The organism is Streptomyces sp. NPDC086080 (assembly GCF_044540255.1).
Classification (GTDB): Bacteria; Actinomycetota; Actinomycetes; order Streptomycetales; family Streptomycetaceae; genus Streptomyces.
Genome location: NZ_JBITRU010000004.1, coordinates 313,830 through 331,639, shown reverse-complemented (window position 1 = coordinate 331,639; position 17,810 = coordinate 313,830). Strand labels below are relative to the sequence as shown.

Annotated in this window: 17 protein-coding genes and 1 riboswitch; of the genes, 6 read left to right on the top strand and 11 right to left on the bottom strand. The window is 72.1% G+C overall.

Annotated features, from left to right (window positions below; genetic code table 11):
- Positions 1 to 25: 25 nt before the first annotated feature.
- Both ACIF9R_RS07525 and ACIF9R_RS07520 read right to left on the bottom strand, forming a co-directional pair.
- Entirely contained in the window at positions 26 to 961 is a 936-nt protein-coding gene (locus ACIF9R_RS07525) for a decaprenyl-phosphate phosphoribosyltransferase (RefSeq protein ID WP_399975611.1), read from the bottom strand.
- Positions 958 to 1,491: a phosphatase PAP2 family protein gene (locus ACIF9R_RS07520; protein ID WP_399975608.1), complete on the bottom strand. Its 534-nt coding sequence runs from the start codon at positions 1,489 to 1,491 to the stop codon at positions 958 to 960. The genes ACIF9R_RS07525 and ACIF9R_RS07520 overlap by 4 nt, the downstream gene beginning before the upstream one ends.
- 133 nt (positions 1,492 to 1,624) lie before the next feature.
- On the opposite strand from ACIF9R_RS07520, the gene ACIF9R_RS07515 reads away from it, so the two are divergent.
- Complete coding sequence (locus ACIF9R_RS07515) at positions 1,625 to 2,980, top strand: FAD-binding protein (RefSeq protein WP_399975606.1); 1,356 nt, start codon at positions 1,625 to 1,627, stop codon at positions 2,978 to 2,980.
- A 32-nt stretch (positions 2,981 to 3,012) separates the two neighbouring features.
- Positions 3,013 to 3,768: a decaprenylphospho-beta-D-erythro-pentofuranosid-2-ulose 2-reductase gene (locus ACIF9R_RS07510; RefSeq protein ID WP_399975603.1), complete on the top strand. Its 756-nt coding sequence runs from the start codon at positions 3,013 to 3,015 to the stop codon at positions 3,766 to 3,768.
- Between the two features lie 25 nt (positions 3,769 to 3,793).
- Here ACIF9R_RS07510 and ACIF9R_RS07505 read toward each other — a convergent pair whose 3' ends face one another.
- Both ACIF9R_RS07505 and trpS read right to left on the bottom strand, forming a co-directional pair.
- Positions 3,794 to 4,372, bottom strand: coding sequence for a 2'-5' RNA ligase family protein (locus tag ACIF9R_RS07505; RefSeq protein WP_399975601.1), 579 nt, complete (start codon positions 4,370 to 4,372; stop codon positions 3,794 to 3,796).
- A 289-nt stretch (positions 4,373 to 4,661) separates the two neighbouring features.
- Entirely contained in the window at positions 4,662 to 5,675 is a 1,014-nt protein-coding gene (trpS, locus tag ACIF9R_RS07500) for a tryptophan--tRNA ligase (protein WP_399975598.1), read from the bottom strand.
- A gap of 131 nt (positions 5,676 to 5,806) precedes the next feature.
- Between trpS and ACIF9R_RS07495 the strand changes: the two genes are divergently transcribed.
- The 3 genes from ACIF9R_RS07495 to ACIF9R_RS07485 all read left to right on the top strand — a co-directional run bounded on the left by ACIF9R_RS07495 (position 5,807) and on the right by ACIF9R_RS07485 (position 8,083).
- Positions 5,807 to 6,367, top strand: a complete 561-nt coding sequence (locus tag ACIF9R_RS07495) for an RNA polymerase sigma factor (RefSeq protein ID WP_399975594.1) — start codon at positions 5,807 to 5,809, stop codon at positions 6,365 to 6,367.
- Positions 6,360 to 7,235, top strand: coding sequence for a hypothetical protein (locus ACIF9R_RS07490; protein WP_399975591.1), 876 nt, complete (start codon positions 6,360 to 6,362; stop codon positions 7,233 to 7,235). The genes ACIF9R_RS07495 and ACIF9R_RS07490 overlap by 8 nt, the downstream gene beginning before the upstream one ends.
- A 131-nt stretch (positions 7,236 to 7,366) precedes the next feature.
- Positions 7,367 to 8,083: a hypothetical protein gene (locus ACIF9R_RS07485; protein WP_399975588.1), complete on the top strand. Its 717-nt coding sequence runs from the start codon at positions 7,367 to 7,369 to the stop codon at positions 8,081 to 8,083.
- A gap of 71 nt (positions 8,084 to 8,154) precedes the next feature.
- On the opposite strand, the gene ACIF9R_RS07480 is transcribed toward ACIF9R_RS07485, so the two are convergent.
- From ACIF9R_RS07480 to ACIF9R_RS07460, 5 genes are all read right to left on the bottom strand, one after another.
- On the bottom strand, positions 8,155 to 9,603 hold the full coding sequence (locus ACIF9R_RS07480) for a glycine hydroxymethyltransferase (RefSeq protein WP_399975585.1): 1,449 nt from the start codon (positions 9,601 to 9,603) through the stop codon (positions 8,155 to 8,157).
- A gap of 32 nt (positions 9,604 to 9,635) precedes the next feature.
- Positions 9,636 to 9,741, bottom strand: a riboswitch (ZMP/ZTP riboswitch).
- 78 nt (positions 9,742 to 9,819) lie between these two features.
- Complete coding sequence (locus ACIF9R_RS07475) at positions 9,820 to 11,013, bottom strand: glutathionylspermidine synthase family protein (protein WP_399975583.1); 1,194 nt, start codon at positions 11,011 to 11,013, stop codon at positions 9,820 to 9,822.
- A gap of 7 nt (positions 11,014 to 11,020) precedes the next feature.
- Complete coding sequence (locus ACIF9R_RS07470) at positions 11,021 to 11,368, bottom strand: hypothetical protein (protein ID WP_399975580.1); 348 nt, start codon at positions 11,366 to 11,368, stop codon at positions 11,021 to 11,023.
- Positions 11,369 to 11,905: 537 nt separating this feature from the next.
- Complete coding sequence (locus tag ACIF9R_RS07465) at positions 11,906 to 12,550, bottom strand: dihydrofolate reductase family protein (protein WP_399975577.1); 645 nt, start codon at positions 12,548 to 12,550, stop codon at positions 11,906 to 11,908.
- 114 nt (positions 12,551 to 12,664) lie between these two features.
- Positions 12,665 to 14,056, bottom strand: coding sequence for a PLP-dependent aminotransferase family protein (locus ACIF9R_RS07460; protein ID WP_399975574.1), 1,392 nt, complete (start codon positions 14,054 to 14,056; stop codon positions 12,665 to 12,667).
- Between the two features lie 46 nt (positions 14,057 to 14,102).
- Between ACIF9R_RS07460 and ACIF9R_RS07455 the strand changes: the two genes are divergently transcribed.
- The gene (locus tag ACIF9R_RS07455; RefSeq protein WP_399975572.1) at positions 14,103 to 14,609 is read left to right on the top strand and encodes a carboxymuconolactone decarboxylase family protein; all 507 of its coding nucleotides are present in this window, start codon (positions 14,103 to 14,105) and stop codon (positions 14,607 to 14,609) included.
- A gap of 12 nt (positions 14,610 to 14,621) precedes the next feature.
- Here the strand turns inward: ACIF9R_RS07455 and ACIF9R_RS07450 are convergent, their stop codons facing one another.
- Both ACIF9R_RS07450 and ACIF9R_RS07445 read right to left on the bottom strand, forming a co-directional pair.
- Positions 14,622 to 15,629 carry an ABC transporter substrate-binding protein gene (locus tag ACIF9R_RS07450; RefSeq protein ID WP_399975568.1) on the bottom strand — a complete coding sequence of 336 codons (1,008 nt, stop codon included), beginning with the start codon at positions 15,627 to 15,629 and terminating at the stop codon, positions 14,622 to 14,624.
- 101 nt (positions 15,630 to 15,730) lie between these two features.
- Positions 15,731 to 17,749 (bottom strand): ABC transporter permease subunit, encoded by a 2,019-nt coding sequence (locus tag ACIF9R_RS07445; RefSeq protein WP_399975566.1) that lies wholly within the window; start codon positions 17,747 to 17,749, stop codon positions 15,731 to 15,733.
- Positions 17,750 to 17,810 lie beyond the last annotated feature (61 nt).

Genomic DNA, 17,810 nt, shown 5'->3' with positions numbered 1-17,810 from the left:
CGGACTCTCACCGGCCCGCGGATTCTCACCAGTCCGCCACCGCCGCGGCGTACATCGCCATCCACACCACGCCGATGAGGGCGAGGGCACGGTCGCCCAGCACCACGTCCTCGGGTTCGCCGGCGGTCCCCCGGTCGGCGAAGACGGCGTACCGGAGGACGGCGAGGACGAAGGCGACCACGGACAGCTCCCGCCAGGGCAGCAGGCCGGTGTGCGGCGCCCCGCCCTCCTCCAGGGCCCACAGGCAGTAGCCGAGGACGGCGACGCCGGCGGCGAGCTGCCAGACGAAGCGGAGGTAGCCGGTGGTGTACTCGGTGAGCAGCGCGCGCGTGGCGCCCTCCTTCCCGGCCAGGTGCACGGCCTCGGAGTAGCGCTTGGCCGCGACCATGAACAGCGCGCCGAACCCGGTGGTGATCAGGAACCAGCGCGACAGCGGGATGCCGAGGGCGAGCCCGCCGATCACCGCGCGCATCACGAAACCGGTGGTGACGACGACGAGATCGACGACGAGGACGTGCTTGAGACTGACGCAGTACGCCAGTTGCATGAAGAGGTACGCGGTCAGCAGCGCGGCGACCTCCGGCGGGCACAACCGGGCCGCGACGACCGGCGCGAGGACGCCGAGGACGATTCCGGCGGCGTAGGCGACCGGTACGGGGACCTGGCCCGCGGCGACCGGACGGCGGCATTTGGTGGGGTGGGCGCGGTCGGCCTCGGCGTCGCGCGCGTCGTTGACGAGGTAGACGGCGGCGGCGCAGGCGGTGAACAGGACGAAGACCAGGGCGAGCCGGGCCGGCGCTCCGGCGGAGAACAGTTCGCCGGCGGCGGCCGGGGCGGCGATCACCAGGACGTTCTTGACCCACTGCTTGGGGCGTGCGGTTCTGAGCAGGCCGCTGAGGAGGCCGCCCTTGTCGGACGGTGCGTCCTGCCGTCGTTCGGAACGCTCGCGCAGGAGGGTCACGCGGGGCCTCCCGTCATCCAGCGGACGCCGAGCCGGGCCGTGAGGGCGCCGAGGGCGGCGCCGGCCGCCACGTCCGAGGGGTAGTGGACGCCGGCCACCAGGCGGGAGACGCACACGGCGGCGGCCAGCGGCGGCACCGCGCGGGCGCCCAGCGCGCCGAAGGCGACGGCGGCGGCCGCGGCGGAGGTGGCGTGCGAGCTGGGGAAGGAGTGCCGGCCGACCGTGCCGACCAGGGGTTCGACATGCGCGGGACGGGGCCGGCGCACGACACGTTTCACTCCCATGCTGACGGCGTGGGCGCCCGCGGTGAGGGCCGTGCCGCGCAGCCAGGCGGCCCGCCGCGGGCGGTCCACGACGGCTCCGGCGAGACCCGCCGCGAGCCACAGCGCCGCGTGCTCCCCCGCCCAGGACAGGGCGCGCGCGGCACCGGCCACCCGTGGGTCCGTGCCGCACGCTCTGAGCGCGACGACGATCCGGTGGTCCAGGCCGTGCAGTCCGCGGGGGTGCGGGAGGTCGTGGTGATCGTCCATGTGGACCCACTGTTCACCCTTGGCGGGCCAGAATTCTGCCCTTATGGAGCGACATCCCATTAATCACCCGTTCCAGGGACGGGAATGACGTTTCGAAACCAATGAGTCACACAGGGGCGATACGGTCACCGTCATGCCTGCCGACACCGTTTCCGTCACGGGATGGGGCCGCACCGCTCCCACCGCCGCCCGGCTGATCCGCCCGCGGACGTACGAGGAGGCCGCCCTGGCCGTCCGGGGCTGCGGGGCCCGTGGGGGCATCGCGCGGGGCCTGGGACGGGCGTACGGGGACGCGGCGCAGAACGCGGGCGGCGCGGTGCTCGACATGACGGCACTGGACCGTGTCCACGCGATCGACGCCGACGGCGGCACCGTGCTGTGCGACGCGGGCGTCTCCCTGCACCGGCTGATGGAGGTGCTGCTGCCGCTCGGCTGGTTCGTGCCGGTGACGCCGGGCACCCGCTATGTGACCGTCGGCGGTGCGATCGGCGCCGACATCCACGGCAAGAACCACCATGTGTCCGGATCCTTCTCCCGCCATGTGCTGTCCCTGGAACTGCTCACCGCCGACGGCGAGGTCCGCACCGTCGTACCGGGCATGCCACTGTTCGAGGCGACCGCGGGCGGTATGGGCCTGACCGGGGTGATCCTCACCGCGACGATCCGGCTCCAGCCGGTCGAGACCTCGCTGATGTCGGTCGACACCGAACGGGCGGACGACCTCGACGACCTGATGGCCCGTCTGGCCGACACCGACCACCGCTACCGCTACTCCGTCGCCTGGATCGATCTGCTGGCCCGGGGCCGGGCCACCGGGCGCGCGGTGCTCACCCGCGGCGACCACGCGCCCCTGGACGCGCTGCCGCACGGCGCACGCGCGCGCAGGGACCCGCTCGCCTTCCGCACCGCCCGCCTCCCGGCGCCCCCCTCCTACGTCCCCGAGGGCCTGCTCAGCCGCACCACCGTGGGGCTGTTCAACGAGCTCTGGTACCGCAAGGCGCCCCGCGCGCGCACCGGGCAGCTCCAGCGGATCCCCGCGTTCTTCCACCCCCTGGACGGCGTGCCGCACTGGAACCGGGTCTACGGCCGGAGCGGCTTCGTGCAGTACCAGTTCGTCGTCGGGCACGGCCGCCAGGACGCCCTGCGCCGGATCGTGCGCCGGATCTCCGCACGGCGCTGCCCGTCCTTCCTCGCCGTCCTCAAACGCTTCGGCGAGGCCGACCCGGGCTGGCTGTCCTTCCCCGTGCCGGGCTGGACCCTGGCCCTGGACATCCCGGCGGCGCTGCCCGGCCTCGGCGGCTTCCTCGACGAACTCGACGAGGAGGTGGCCGCCGCCGACGGCCGCGTCTACCTCGCCAAGGACTCCCGGCTGCGCCCGGAGCTCCTCGCCGCCATGTACCCCCGCCTGGCCGACTTCCGCGCGCTGCGCGCGGAACTGGACCCGCGCCAGGTGTTCACCTCCGACCTCTCCCGCCGGCTCCATCTCTGAACCCGTCGTCCCCTGCCTCCTTAGGAGCTGTCGTGAAGGACGCCTTCGGCCTCCCCCAGTCCCTGCTCGTCCTCGGCGGTACGTCCGAGATCGCGCTGGCCACCGCGCGGCGGCTGATCGCCCGCCGCACCCGAGCGGTGTGGCTGGCCGGCCGGCCCTCCCCGGCCCTGGACGAGGCCGCGGAGCAGCTGCGCGGCCTGGGTGCCGAGGTGCGCACCGTCGCCTTCGACGCCCTCGACCCGGACGCCCACGAGGACGCCCTCGGCAAGGTGTTCGCGGAGGGCGACATCGACATGGTGCTGCTCGCCTTCGGCACCCTGGGCGATCAGGCGCACGACGAACGGGACCCGGCGGCCGCGGTACGGGTCGCGCAGACCAACTACACCGGCGCGGTCTCGGCGGGCCTGGTGTGCGCGGGCGCGCTCCAGGAGCAGGGCCATGGCTCGCTGGTGGTGCTGTCGTCCGTCGCGGGCGAGCGGGCCCGCCGCGCGAACTTCATCTACGGCTCCAGCAAGGCCGGCCTGGACGCCTTCGCCCAGGGCCTCGGCGACGCCCTGCACGGCACCGGCGTGCACGTCATGGTCGTACGCCCCGGGTTCGTCCGTACGCGGATGACGGCCGGACTTCCCGAGGCGCCGCTGGCCACCACCCCGGAGGCGGTCGCGGCGGCCGTGGAGCTGGGGCTGCGCCGCCGCGCGGAGACGGTGTGGGTGCCGGGCGCGCTGCGGATGGTGATGTCGGCGCTGCGGCATCTGCCGCGCGGGGTGTTCCGGCGGCTGCCGGTATGAGGCCCGCGCGGGGAGGGCGGCGGGCTCAGTGGGCGGAGACGGAGTCCAGGTCCACGCGCCCGGCCTGCGGGGGCACCACGAGGGAGCCGAAGGGGAACTCGCGCAGCTTGCGCCACACCCCGTCGGCGCCCTGCTCGTAGAGGGCGAAGCCGGTGCAGGGCCACGCGGCCACGTAGTCGGCGAGGTCCTCGTAGGCGCGGTCCATGGCCGCCTCGTCGATGCCGTGCGCCACGGTGACGTGCGGGTGGTACGGGAACTGCAGTTCGCGGGCGACCGGTCCTGAGGCGTCGCGGACCCGCTTCTGCAGCCAGGTGCACGCCGCGCCGCCCTCGACGACCTGGACGTACACCACCGGTGTCAGCGGCCGGAAGGTGCCGGTGCCGGACAGCCGCATGGGGAACGGGCGGGCGGCCGCGGCGACCTCGCTCAGATGCGCCTCGACGGCCGCGAGGTCGGTGTCGGCGATCTCCGTGGGCGGCAGCAGGGTGATGTGCGTGGGGATGCCGTGCGCCGCGGCGTCACCGAAGCCCGTGCGCAGCTGCTGAATCCGGCTGCCGTGAGGCTCCGGGACCGCGATCGACACGCCGATCGTTACGGTCCCCACGTCGTCTCCTGTCGTTGTGGTGGTGAAGCGTGTACGGAAGCTGTTGTGGTGAAGCCGCTGTGAGCGCCGGGTGACCGCCAGGACGGTCACCCGGTTATCGACTGTACGACCACGACCCGGGTGCGGGCAGGCGCAGGCGGAGTGATGTGCAGCGCTCCGGGGTGGTACGGACCGCCGGCGTGGACCGGTTCAGCGCCGGTCGAGCGCGTGCCGGTCCGGTGCCCGGCGGGTCGGTCCTGGCAGGTGGGTGCCGGGCCGGTCGGTGCCGGGCGCGTCGGTGCCGGGCGGGTCAGTGCTTGGCCGGCAGGAAACCCACCCGGTCGTAGGCCCGGGCGAGTGTCTCCGCGGCGACGGTACGCGCCTTCTCCGCGCCCTCGGCCAGGATCGAGTCGAGCGTCTCGGGGTCGTCCAGATACTGCTGGGTGCGCTCCTTGAACGGGGTCACGAACTCGACCATGGCCTCGGCCAGGTCCGTCTTGAGCGCACCGTAGCCCTTGCCGGCGTACTTCTCCTCCAGCTCGGGGACACTCGCTCCGGTGAGGGTCGAGTAGATCGTGAGGAGGTTGCTCACGCCGGGCTTCCCGACGACGTCGTAGCGGATCACCGTGTCGGTGTCGGTGACCGCGCTCTTCACCTTCTTGGCGGTGGTCTTCGGGTCGTCCAGGAGGTTGATCAGGCCCTTCGGCGTGGACGCCGACTTGCTCATCTTGATCGACGGGTCCTGGAGGTCGTAGATCTTCGCCGTCTCCTTGAGGATGTACGGCTTCGGCATGGTGAAGGTCGCGCCGAACCGGCCGTTGAAACGGTCGGCGAGGTCCCGGGTGAGCTCGATGTGCTGGCGCTGGTCCTCGCCCACCGGCACCTCGTCGGCCTGGTAGAGCAGGATGTCCGCGACCTGGAGGATCGGGTACGTGAACAGTCCGACGGAGGCGCGGTCGGCGCCCTGCCGGGCGGACTTGTCCTTGAACTGGGTCATCCGGGAGGCCTCGCCGAAGCCGGTGAGGCAGTTCATGATCCAGGCGAGCTGGGCGTGCTCGGGAACGTGGCTCTGGACGAAGAGCGTGCAGCGGTCCGGGTCGAGCCCGGCGGCCAGCAGCTGGGCCGCGGCGAGCCGGGTGTTGGCGCGCAGCTCCTTCGGGTCCTGCGGAAGCGTGATCGCGTGCAGGTCGACGACCATGTAGAACGCGTCGTGGGTCTCCTGCAGGGCCACCCACTGACGGACGGCACCGAGGTAGTTGCCGAGGTGGAACGAGCCTGCGGTGGGCTGGATTCCGGAGAGCACGCGAGGTCGGTCAGTCGCCATGCCCACCATTCTCTCAGGTCTCCGGGGGCGGTCCGGAACCGACCGGAAACAGGTGGGAACCGATCCGTGCCCGGCGGTGTAACAAGAGTGTGAGGACGCGGGAGGGGGGCCGCATCGTCGATGAGGCCACGGTGATCGCACGCGTACGCGCCGGAGAGCCGGAGGCGTACGCGGAGCTGGTGCGGGCCCATACGGGCATCGCGCTCAGAGCGGCCGCCGCGCTCGGGGCGGGGGCGGACGCGGAGGACGTGGTGCAACAGGCCTTTGTGAAGGCGTACTGCGCGCTGGGCCGGTTCCGGGACGGCATGGCGTACCGGCCGTGGCTGCTGTCGATCGTGGCCAATGAGACGAGGAACACAGTGCGCGCGGCGGTGCGCCGGCACACCCTCGCCGACCGTGAGGCGGCGTTCGTGGAGGCGGAGCCGGTGATACCGGAATCGGCCGATCCGGCGGTGGCGACGCTGGAGACCGAGCGCCGCGCGGCCCTGGCGGCCGCTCTGGGGAAGCTGAGCGAGGAGCATCGGCTGGTCGTCACGTACCGCTATCTGCTGGAGATGGACGAGCGGGAGACCGCCCAGGCCCTGGGCTGGCCCCGGGGCACGGTGAAATCCCGGCTGAACCGCGCCCTGCGCAAGCTGGAGCGCCTGTTGCCGGACTTCCGGCCCCGGGAAGGGGGTGAGAGGCGTGACTGAGCGGTACGACGGTGAGGCCGAGCGGCTGCGGGAGGAGTTGCGGGCCTTCGGCCGGTCCCTGGACGGGCCGGACGGGGCCGCGCGGTCCGAGTCGATGGCCGAGCGGGTGCTGGGGCAGATACTGGCCGAGCGGGTGCCGGTTCCGGTCGCCGGGCCGGCGGACGCCCGGGCGCGGCTGCGGACGGTGCGGCGCTGGGTGCGGGCGCGCTGGCGGAGGCTGGTCGCGGCCGGGTGCGGGCTGCTGACGGTGCTGGCGCTGACGCCTCCCGTGCGGGCCGCGGTGACCGACTGGTTCGCCTTCGGCGGGGTCGAGGTGCGGTACGACCCGTCGGCGGTGCCCTCTCCGGGGGCGGAGGTGCCCGGCTGCGGGCGGTCGGTGTCGCTCGGTGAGGCGGAGCGGCGGGCCGGGTTCGCCCCGCTGGTGCCGAAGGCGCTGGGGGTTCCGGACGTGGTGACGGTGAGCGACCTGCCCCGGGGACGGTCCCAGGTGAGTCTGTGCTGGCGGGAGGGAGGGCGGACGATCCGGCTGGACGAGTTCCCGGGCCGCCTGGACATCACCTTCGTCAAGAGCGTGCGCGAGCAGCCGCAGTGGGCGTCGCTGGGCGAGGAGGGCGCGGAGGACGGGGCTGCGGAGCCGGTCCTGTGGTTCCCGCGACCGCATGTGCTGACCTTCTGGATGGTCGACACGGACGGGCACCGGTTCACCCGGGCGGAGCGTACGGCGGGGCCGACGCTGCTGTGGGGCCACAAAGGTGCGGTGGACGGTGTGGGGGCGGCGGCGGACGGGGTGACACTGCGGCTGGAGGGGGTGGCGTCGAAGGCGCGGGCGCTGGAGATCGCGAGGACGGTCGAGGAGGCGGGCGGGTAGCCGGACCTCCCGGAGTCCGGGAATTCGTGGCGGACCGAAAGGGAACCCCGGCGGTTCGGGCGGTGTACCAGAAGTGACAGGCGGCTCGTGGGCGGGCCGCACGGGGATCGACCGGCCGAGTGGGGGCCCGGATGCGCGGATGGAAGGGCAGAGTCCGACAACTGACGGCGAGTGCGGGGGCCTTGGCGGCCGCGCTGGCCCTGACGATGTGGGGAGCGTCACCGGCCGTCGCCGGGGGGCCGACCAGCGTGCTGGTGGTCTCGCCGGAGAGCCAGGAGACGGCCTCGCTGTACTACTCCGACGCGGAGTACACCCGGCTGGAGAAGAATCTCGGTCCGATCGGCACGGGCACCCGCGACAGGCCGCCGGAGAGCACCTCGGCCTCCGCCCGGCTGATCAACGTGACATGGATGGTGCACGACGTGACGCCGTGGCGCGTGGACCGGATCTTCCTGGGGGACGCGGACGAAGAGGTCTGGATACACACGGCGTCGCAGCTCAATGAATCGTCGAACGGCGTCTGGCACCGCGCCGAGGACCCGACGGATCTGCACAAACTCCTGTACGGGCTGGGTCTGAAGGGCGAGAGGACAGCCCCCGTACCGGCATCCGGGATCTACCCGGCACCGTGGGAAACGGCGCAGGCCGACCCGGCAGCCGACGAAGGCACGACCGCAGCGGCATCCGGGACCCGCGCCGTGCCGGCCGGCTCCACCGACTGGTGGTGGGCGATACCGGGGGTGGTGGCCGGAGCGGCGCTGGCCCTGCTGCTGCGCCCGTACGGGACCCGGCTGATCCACCGGCGGAAGGACGACCCGGGTCCGCGGCAGGAGCTGCTGGACGTCTGACGACGGAGCACGGCGGCCCGGTGCGCAACCGGACCGCCGTGCGCCGCCTCGGGAACCGGGCGGGGGATGCCTCAGCCGAGGTCGATCTCCGGGTACAGCGGGAAGCCGGCGACCAGGTCGGTGGCGCGGCGGGAGATCTCGTCGGCGACCTTCGCGTCGAGGACGTGAGAGGCCTTGGAGGGGGCGCCCGACTTGGTGGTTCCCGCCTCGGTGGTGGTGAGGACACGGTCGATGAGACCGGCGACCTCGTCCATCTCGGCGGTGCCCAGGCCACGCGTGGTCAACGCGGGGGTGCCGATGCGGATGCCGGAGGTGTACCAGGCGCCGTTGGGGTCGGCGGGGATGGCGTTGCGGTTGGTGACGATGCCCGAGTCGAGCAGGGCGGCCTCGGCCTGGCGGCCGGTGAGACCGTAGGAGGTGGCGACGTCGATCAGGTTGAGGTGGTTGTCGGTGCCGCCGGTGACCAGGGTGGCGCCGCGGCGCATCAGGCCCTCGGCGAGGGCGCGGGAGTTGTCGACAATGCGCTGGGCGTAGTCCTGGAAGGCGGGCTGGCGGGCCTCGGCGAGGGCGACGGCCTTGGCGGCCATGACATGCGGGAGCGGGCCGCCGAGGACCATCGGGCAACCGCGGTCGACCTGGTCCTTGAGGGAGTCGTCGCACAGCACCATGCCGCCTCGGGGGCCGCGCAGCGACTTGTGGGTGGTGGTGGTGACGATCTGGGCGTGCGGGACGGGGTCGAAGTCGCCGGTGAGGACCTTGCCGGCGACGAGACCGGCGAAGTGCGCCATGTCGACCATGAGCGTGGCACCGACCTCGTCGGCGATCTCCCGCATGATCCGGAAGTTCACCAGACGGGGGTAGGCGGAGTAGCCGGCGACGATGATCAGCGGCTTGAACTCGCGGGCGGAGACGCGCAGCGCCTCGTAGTCGATCAGGCCGGTGGCCGGGTCCGTGCCGTAGGACCGCTGGTCGAACATCTTGCCGGAGATGTTGGGGCGGAAGCCGTGGGTGAGGTGACCGCCGGCGTCCAGGGACATGCCGAGCATGCGCTGGTTGCCGAAGGCACGGCGCAGTTCGGCCCAGTCGGCGTCGGAGAGGTCGTTGACCTGGCGGACTCCGGCCTTCTCCAGGGCGGGCACCTCGACGCGCTGGGCGAGGACGGACCAGAAGGCGACGAGGTTGGCGTCGATGCCGGAGTGCGGCTGAACATAGGCATGGCGGGCGCCGAAGAGCTCCTTGGCGTGCTCGGCGGCGAGCGACTCCACGGTGTCGACGTTGCGGCAGCCGGCGTAGAAGCGGCGGCCGATGGTGCCCTCGGCGTACTTGTCGCTGAACCAGTTGCCCATCGCGAGGAGGGTGGCCGGGGAGGCGTAGTTCTCGGAGGCGATCAGCTTGAGCATCTCGCGCTGGTCGGCGACCTCCTGGCCGATGGCGTCGGCGACACGCGGCTCGACGGCGCGGATCACGTCGAGGGCGGAGCGGAAGGCGGTGGAAGCGGTGGAGAGGGGCTCGGCAGACATGAGGGACCTCCGGACGTGGCGTTCGGCGTTCACGGTACGGCCCAGGCGCACGGCACATGTCCGGTCCCCGGAGTCACGGGGACGGGGGCCGCTTCCCGATGGTTGCTCCATCCCAGCACGCCAGTCACGGCCCGTGGCCAGATTACCGGGCGGCACGGAGTGCCACCGGGAGACGTCCACCATACGGGCGCGGCTTCCCCGCGCCCCTCCGGGGCGCTAAAGGATCACGTGCGGCAGGAAGCGGGCGTACTCGTCCGTCACCAGGCCGGAGGATTCCCTGATGCCGAGGCCGGCCGACTCGTCCTCCACCACCCAGGCACCGAGGACGACGTGGTTGCCGTCGAAGTCGGGAAGGGGGGCGAGCTGCTGGTAGCAGCAGGGTTCGTCCCGGAGCACGGGGTCACCGGTACCCGTGCCGGGCTCGTGAATCGTCACTCCGGCGCCTTCCCGGCCCAGCAGCGGTTTGGCGACGTATCCCGCCGTGTCCGCCAGCTCGCGCGGGCCGTCGAGATAGGCGGGAAGGAGGTTCGGATGCCCGGGGTACAGCTCCCAGAGGATCGCCAGCAGGGCCTTGTTGCTGAGCAGCATCTTCCAGGCGGGCTCGATCCAGAGGGTGGTGCCGGTGCCGCCGCCGTTGTCGAGGGTGTCGAGCACATGACCGGCGAAGCGGTCGGTGGTCAGCCACTCCCAGGGGTAGAGCTTGAAGATGCTGCGGATGAACCGCAGCCCGTTGTCGACGAAGCGGCCGGAGAGACGGTCCCAGCCGATCTCCTCCATGGAGAGCCAGTCGGTGTCGAGCCCGGCCTGCTCGGCGGTCTCCTTGAGATAGGCGACCGTCATCAGGTCCTCCCCCAGCTCGTCGTCGGAGGAGTGGGCGAAGTACAGGGGGCTTCCCGGCGGGAGGAGGGTGGCCTGTTTCTTCCAGGCGTCGACGAGGCGTTCGTGGAGGGAGTTCCACTGGTCGGCGCCGGGGAAGCGCTCCTCCATCCAGAACCACTGGGGGGAGGCGGCCTCCACCAGGGAGGTGGGGGTGTCGGCGTTGTACTCCAGCAGTTTGGCGGGGCCCCTCCCGTCGTATCGGAGGTCGAAGCGGCCGTAGACGGAGGGCAGTTCGGCACGCCGCTGCCAGGCCTCGCCGACCGCGCGGGCGATCCGCGGGTCGGTGATGCCGAGGTCGGCGAAGCGGTCGGCGGTGACGATGTGCCCGGCCGCCGCGAGGCACATGCCGTGCAGTTCCTCGACGACCTCCTCCAGTGCCTCGACCTCGTCCAGGGAGAAGACGTAATAGGCGCTCTCGTCCCAGTAGGGCCGCAGTGACCCGTCCGGATACCGGGTGAGCGGATAGATGAGCCCCTGCTCCTCGACGGTCTCCTGCCAGCCGGGGCGGGGCTCGATGGTGCGCCGTTCCATGACCCGGTCAGCCGCCGCTGCTGCCGGAGCCCGAGCAGCCGAAGCCGCCTCGGTCGACGGCCTCACTGCGGCTGAAGGTGCCGTGTTCGGCGTAACCGGCGCTGACATCGGCGTCGTAGTACCAGTCGGCGTCGCCGCCGCGGGACGTGCCCTTGCCGTAGGAGCCGGAGGAAGAGGTACCGGACGCGCAGTTCTTGTCCGCGACGACCTTGTAGCCGTTGAAGGCGTCGTAGCTGTCCCGGTCCACACATCGCCGGTCCGGATCCGACCCGCACGCCGACAACGCCGCCGCCAGCACCCCCATCCCCCCGAGCACCACCGTGCTGGACCGCAACCGTCGCCGTGACTCTGCCATGACTCCCCCTTGTGCCGCTTCCGCTGTCCGCCGCGGCCCTGTCCGCTCCCCGGCTCGCGGCGGACAGCCTAGAGACCACCCGCACTTCACGCACGGCAGCCCCCGGCTCCCGCCCTCACCGCGCCGCGGTTTCGCCCCCTTTGGGCCGTCTGAGTCGCATCCGCCATCCGCGATCCGCCCGGGTGGGCCTCGTGTCACCTGGCTCCCCCGAGGATGCCCGGCCTTCAGCCCGGGGTGGGGGTACCTCCCGCTTGCGGGGGAGAATCGGACCCCTGCGAAGCGGGGCAGGAAACGGGGTTTCGCCGTCAAGGCGAAGGACCGCCCACCCGGCCGGGCAAACTGCACGCCGTACGTTGCGAGAACCAAGCGCGTACGCCGTGCTGACCGAGAACCAGGACAGCACATGCACCTCCGAGCTTTGCCGTATGACCCCGGGCTGGTTTCAACCCGGCTGGTGCTGATCGTGGAAGACCTGTCGGGTCGCTGACCCGCAGGCGGCGTGAGCCAGGAATCCCCCTGCTTCAGCTGGGGGAGGATTCAATTCCGCCAGAACAGGTGGTGGGTCACTCCGCTCGGGCTGGGCACGACCTCGAGATGGAACCGGTCGCACAGCTCATCGGGTGCCTCCCAGAGGCGGAGGCCGGAGCCGATCCTCACCGGTGCGACCGCTACGTGCAGGGTGTCGACGAGGTCGGCGTCGAGGAACTGCCTGACGGTGGTGACCCCGCCGCCGAGTCGGACGTCCTTGCCCCGCGCCGCCTCCCGCGCCTGTTCCAGGATGGTCGTCGGGCTGCCCTCGACGAAGTGGAACGTGGTGTCGGAGAGCGTGAGCGACGGACGCCTGTGGTGGGTCATGACGAACACGGGGGTGTGGAACGGGGGCTCGTCTCCCCACCAGCCGCGCCATTCGTGGTCGTGCCAGGGCCCGCGCTGGGGGCCGAACTTGTTGCGGCCCATGATCTCGGCACCGATGTTGCGGGCGAAGTCCCGGGTGAAGTAGTCGTCGAGGCCGCGGCTCCCGCCGGGGTCGGTGCGGTTGGGCCAGCTCGCCGTGGCACCGGCCCAGGCGAACATCCTTTCGGGATGGGCGATACCCAGGGGACTCTCCAGGCTCTGGTGCTCACCGGCGGCGACTCCGTCACTCGAGACGCAGAAGTTCATCACTCTCAGGAGCTGATCCATGGCTTCTCCTCATCGGGTCCCGGCGCATCCCCCCGGAGGCGATGCGCTCCACACAAGGACGTCGAACGGGGCAGGGCCACATCGACAGCCGCCCGGACTTTTTGTGCCGCGCCCCTACGGCAGCGCCCTGCACAGCGCCTCCAGGGTGCCGGCCCAGGCATGGTCCGGTGGGGTCGCGTAGCCGACGACCAGGGCGTCGCCCGGGACGGTGGTGCCGGTGGCGGGGTGGCGGTAGAAGGTGAGGCCGTGGACGGCCAGGCCCTGCCAGGTGGCTGCCTGGACGACGGACTGTTCGGTGCCGGGCGGGAGCTCCAGGACCGCGTGGAGGCCGGCCGCGATGCCGGTGACATGGACGTCGGGTGCCCGGTCGGCGAGGGCCCGAACCAGGGCGTCCCTGCGGCGGCGGTAGCGCAGGCGGGCGGCGCGGACGTGGCGGTCGTAGGCGCCGGAGGTGAGGAACTCGGCGAGGGTGAGCTGTTCGACGACGCTCACGGAATGGGCGGTGACGTCCGGCACCAGCGCGGGTGGAACGACCATCCAGCCCAGCCGCAGCCCGGGGGCGAGGGACTTGCTGGCCGTGCCGAGGTGGACCACGTGGTCGGGGTCGAGGTCCTGGAGCGCGCCGACGGCCTGGCGGTCGTAGCGGAACTCGCCGTCGTAGTCGTCCTCCAGGATCAGGCCGCCGGTGCGGCGGGCCCAGTCGATCACGGCGGCGCGGCGTTCTGGGCGCAGGGCACCGCCCAGGGGGAACTGGTGCGCGGGGCTGAGGAGTACGGCGTCGGCGTCGCCCAGGTCCTGGGTGCGGGTGCCGAGGTCGTCGTGGGGCAGCGGGGTGGTGCGCAGGCCGGCGCGGGTGGCCAGGTTCCAGTGGACGTCCAGGCCGTAGGACTCCACGGCGAGGGTGCGGGCGCCGCGGGCGCGCAGGGTTTCGCAGAGGAGCTGGAGACCGTGGGCGAAGCCGGAGCAGACGACGACACGTTCGGGGTCGGCGCGTACGCCACGGACCCGTGCCAGGTAGCCCGCGAGGGCGGTGCGCAGTTCGGGGCGGCCGCGCGGGTCGCCGTAGCCGAAGGCTTCGTGGGGTGCGCGGGCGAGGGCGCGGCGGGTGGCCTTGAGCCATTCGGCGCGGGGGAAGGAGGCGAGGTCCGGGGTGCCCGGGACGAGGCTGTACGGGAGGCGGCCCGGTGTGCGCCGCGCGGGGACCGGACGGGCCGGCGGGGCGGGGACCGCACGGTCGGCGACCCGGGTGCCGGAGCCCTGCCGGGCGGTGAGCCAGCCCTCGGCGGTCAGGTCGGCGTAGGCGTCGGCGACGGTGTTGCGGGCGATGCCCAGGTCACCGGCGAGGGAGCGGGAGGAGGGCAGCCGGGTGCCGGGGGCCAGCCGGCCGGTGCGCACGGCCTCGCGCAGGGCGTCGGTCAGGCCGCGCCGCAGGCCGGGGCCGGCCGGGTCGAGGTGGAGGTCGATGCCCTGAAGGCCGCCTCGCGAAGTGGCCCGGTGTTCTGCCATGGAAATGGACCATACCCGTGGGCCTGCTCGCTCCTACGGTCGAGCCATGACCAACACCGACATCACAGCAGCCGAACCCTACGCCGCCGAGGTGCCCGTCCGCCTGGAGTGGGCGCGGCACGCCCCCGAGGTCTACAAGGCGATGGTCCGGCTGGACTCCGCCGCGAAGAAGGGCCTCGACCCGAAGCTGTACGAGCTGGTGAAGATCCGCGCCTCGCAGCTCAACCACTGCGCGTTCTGCCTCGACATGCACACCAAGGACGCCCTCGCGGCGGGCGAGAGCGTCGAGCGGATCGTGCAGCTCGGCGCGTGGGAGGAGTCGCGGCACTTCTACACGGAGAAGGAGCTCGCCGCGATCGAGCTGACGGAGGCCGTCACCGTCCTGACGGACGGCTTCGTGCCCGACGAGGTGTACGAGCGGGCCGCCAAGCGGTTCGACGAGGCGGAGCTGTCCCAGCTGATCGCCGCGATCACGGTGATCAACGCGTGGAACCGGTTCGGCGTGACGTGCCGTATGACGCCGGGTCACTACCAGCCGGGACAGCACCGCTGACGGGGCCGCGGGTCAGGGCAGCCACTTCCGCCAGACGTCCTCGTTGTCCTTGGCCCACTTCTCGGCGGCCGCCTTCGAGCTCATCTTCTCGTCCGCGATCATCGAGGCGACCTCGTTCTGCTGCTCCGCGGTCCAGTTGAAGTTCTTGAGGAACTGGGCCGCGTCACCGCCGTCCTCGGCGAAGTCGGCGTTGAAGTACTTCTGCAGCGGGGTCTGGGCGTAGGCGCAGGCCACCTTCGCGGGATCGGCGTCGCAGCCCTCCTTGTACTCGGGCAGCTTCACCTCGACCAGGTCGAGCTGGGCGTTCAGCCACTGCGGGGTCCACCAGTAGGTGATGAAGGGCTTCTTGGCCTTGTAGTTCTCCTTCATCTGGGTGATCTGTGCGGCCTCGGAGCCGGCGTAGACCGTCTTGTAGTCCAGGTCGAGGTTCTTGATGATCGCGTCGTCGTTGGTGGTGTACGACGGCGAGCCCTCCAGGAGCTGGCCCTTGTCGCCGCTCTCGGCGGTCTTGAAGAGGTCCTTGTACTTGTTGAGGTTCTTCCAGTCCGTGATGTCCGGGTGCTCGTCGGCCAGGTACTTCGGCACGAACCAGCCGATGTGGCCGACGACGCCGAGGTCGCCGCCCGCGACGACGGTCTTCTTGTCCTCGACGTAGAGGTCGACCTTCTTCGGGGCGCCGCCCCAGTCCTCCAGGATGGCGTCGACCTTGCCGCTGTTGAGGGCGTCGAAGGCGACCGACTCGTCGAGCTGGGTGAGCTCGGCCTTGGTGTCCAGCTCGTTCTCGAGGATGTACTGGGCGACGGCGGCGTTGGCCTCCGCGCCGACCCACGACGGCACGGCGATGGTGACCGAGCCGGCGGAGCCCTTGGAGGAGGAGCCGGTGTCGGCCGCGGCGCAGGCGCTCAGGGCGGTGAGGCCGAGGACGACGGCGGCGGCGGTCGCGGCGCGGGTGAGGTGCGTTCTGCTCCCGCTGGGCTTCGGGTGCTTCCGGCCGGTCGGGTTCAGGTTCTTCATGCGCATGGCGGTTCTCTCATTTCGGTGGGGCGGACGGTGCGTTCGGTCAGGTGTGGGTGCGGGGCCGGGGGCCCCGCGGGTCGCCGGAGCGGGCTCCGGGTCGGGGGTCAGGGTGTACCGGTCGTGGCCCGGGTGCGCTGGGTCGTGCGGTCCAGGACGAGTCCGAGCAGCACGATCGCGACGCCGGCGGTCAGGCCGGTGCCCAGCTCGCTCTTCTGGAGGCCGTAGACGACGTCGTAGCCGAGGGCGCCGGAGCCGACGAAGCCACCGACGATGACCATGGCGAGGACGAGGACGACGCCCTGGTTGAGGGCGAGCATCAGCGCCGGGCGGGCCAGCGGCACCTGGACCTGGCGGATCTGCTGGAAGGTACTGGCGCCCAGGGACCGGGACGCCTCCAGTGCCGCGGGGTCCACCTGGCGCAGGCCCTGCACGGTGATCCGGATGACGGCGGGCAGCGCGTAGAGCACCGCCGCGGCGACGGCGGCGGAGCGGCCCACGTTGAACAGGGCCACCACCGGGATCAGGTAGATGAACTGCGGCAGGGTCTGCAGGGTGTCGAGCAGGGGCCGCAGCACGCGTTCCACCACCGGCACCCGGGCGGCGATCACCCCGATGAGGAAGCCGAGCAGGAGGGTGACGACGACGCCCGCGATGGCCTGCGACAGGGTGTCGAGGGAGCGGTTCCACACGTCGATGACACCGATGCCGGCCATGGACGCGGCGGCCGTGACCATGGCGCCCCAGCCGCCCGCGAGGAGGCCGAGCGCCGCGGCGAGCAGGACGAGGAGCCACCACGGGGTGGCGGTCAGGCCGTCGCGGAGCGGGTCGAGCACCCAGGTGGTGAAGCCGTCGGCCCAGGTGCGGGTGCCGCCCAGGACGGGCACCCCCTCGGCGAGATGGCCGGTGAACCAGTCCATGGCCCGGTTGACCGGCTGGGAGATGTCCACGGTCCACGGCTCGGGCCACTCCTCGATGAGCAGCACGGCGCCCACCGCGGAGACCACGACGCCCACGCCGGCCGTCAGGCTCCAGCCGCGCCATCCGTGCAGCAGCCGGACGGCGGAGGGGTCGGAGCCCTCACCGAGACGGTCACCGGCGGCGGCGGTGGTGCGGTCCAGCCAGACGGCCAGCAGCACGATCGGGATGCCCGCGGCGAGTGCCCTGCCGACGTCGACGGTGGACAGGGCCTGGAAGACCTCCTCGCCGAGGCCGCCGGCGCCGACCACGGAGGCGATGGTGACCATGGACAGGGCCATCATGATCGTCTGGTTGAGGCCGAGCAGGATCTCCTTGCGGGCCAGCGGCAGACGGGCGGTCAGCAGCCGCTGCCACGGACTCGCGCCCAGAGACCGGGCGGCCTCCATCACGCCCGTGTCGGCGCCCCGCAGGCCGAGCGCGGTGAGCCGGGCCATGGGCGGGGCGGCGTAGATGATCGTGGCGATCAGCGCGGAGGGCACGCCGATGCCGAAGAGCAGCACGAGCGGCAGCAGGTAGGCGAACGCCGGCATGATCTGCATGGTGTCCAGCACCGGGCGCAGGATCCGCTGGAAGCGGTCCGACAGGCCGCCGCCCAGGCCGAGCAGGCCGCCGATGACCGCGGACACGGCGACCGCGATCGCCATGAGGGCGAGGGTCTCCATGGTGGCTTCCCACATGCCGAGCAGGCCGCACACCACGAAGCAGCCGAGCGTGATGCCGGCGAGCTTCGGTCCGCGCCGGCCGCGCAGGCCGCCGATGCGCCAGGAGAGCAGGACCGCGCCCAGCGTCACGGGGAACCAGCCGACGTTCACCAGCAGGTCCGTCATCCAGCCGACGGAGTCGTCGGACCAGTTGCTCAGATGGAGCAGGAAGTAGAGGAAGACGGGGTGGGTGTCCCGGTTGCGCACCACCCAGGCGTAGGCGTCGTCCAGTGGTGTCCGCACGTCGGCGGTCAGTGCGGACGGCCAGGCTCCGCTGCCCCAGAGGGCTGCCGCGACCGGCACGAGCACGACCGCGGCGACGGCCAGGGGGAGGAGACGGCGCAGCAGCGGGTGGGCCGTCCGTGAGCGGGCCGCTCGCGGCGCCCGCTCCTTGGCCGGTTCCGTGGGCGGCGAGGGCGGGGCCGGGGTGGTGACGGCACTCATATGCCCCACCTCCGTGCGGTCCCGGTGGCCGTGTCCACGGCGTCGGTTGCGATACCGGAGC

Excerpts from the sequence above, each read along its gene's own strand:
- ACIF9R_RS07520 (WP_399975608.1), bottom strand. The coding sequence starts at position 1,491 with ATGGACGATCACCACGACCTCCCGCACCCCCGCGGACTGCACGGCCTG.
- ACIF9R_RS07515 (WP_399975606.1), top strand. The coding sequence starts at position 1,625 with ATGCCTGCCGACACCGTTTCCGTCACGGGATGGGGCCGCACCGCTCCC.
- trpS (WP_399975598.1), bottom strand. The coding sequence starts at position 5,675 with ATGGCGACTGACCGACCTCGCGTGCTCTCCGGAATCCAGCCCACCGCA.
- ACIF9R_RS07485 (WP_399975588.1), top strand. The coding sequence starts at position 7,367 with ATGCGCGGATGGAAGGGCAGAGTCCGACAACTGACGGCGAGTGCGGGG.
- ACIF9R_RS07480 (WP_399975585.1), bottom strand. The coding sequence starts at position 9,603 with ATGTCTGCCGAGCCCCTCTCCACCGCTTCCACCGCCTTCCGCTCCGCC.
- ACIF9R_RS07475 (WP_399975583.1), bottom strand. The coding sequence starts at position 11,013 with ATGGAACGGCGCACCATCGAGCCCCGCCCCGGCTGGCAGGAGACCGTC.
- ACIF9R_RS07470 (WP_399975580.1), bottom strand. The coding sequence starts at position 11,368 with ATGGCAGAGTCACGGCGACGGTTGCGGTCCAGCACGGTGGTGCTCGGG.
- ACIF9R_RS07465 (WP_399975577.1), bottom strand. The coding sequence starts at position 12,550 with ATGGATCAGCTCCTGAGAGTGATGAACTTCTGCGTCTCGAGTGACGGA.
- ACIF9R_RS07460 (WP_399975574.1), bottom strand. The coding sequence starts at position 14,056 with ATGGCAGAACACCGGGCCACTTCGCGAGGCGGCCTTCAGGGCATCGAC.
- ACIF9R_RS07455 (WP_399975572.1), top strand. The coding sequence starts at position 14,103 with ATGACCAACACCGACATCACAGCAGCCGAACCCTACGCCGCCGAGGTG.
- ACIF9R_RS07450 (WP_399975568.1), bottom strand. The coding sequence starts at position 15,629 with ATGCGCATGAAGAACCTGAACCCGACCGGCCGGAAGCACCCGAAGCCC.
- ACIF9R_RS07445 (WP_399975566.1), bottom strand. The coding sequence starts at position 17,749 with ATGAGTGCCGTCACCACCCCGGCCCCGCCCTCGCCGCCCACGGAACCG.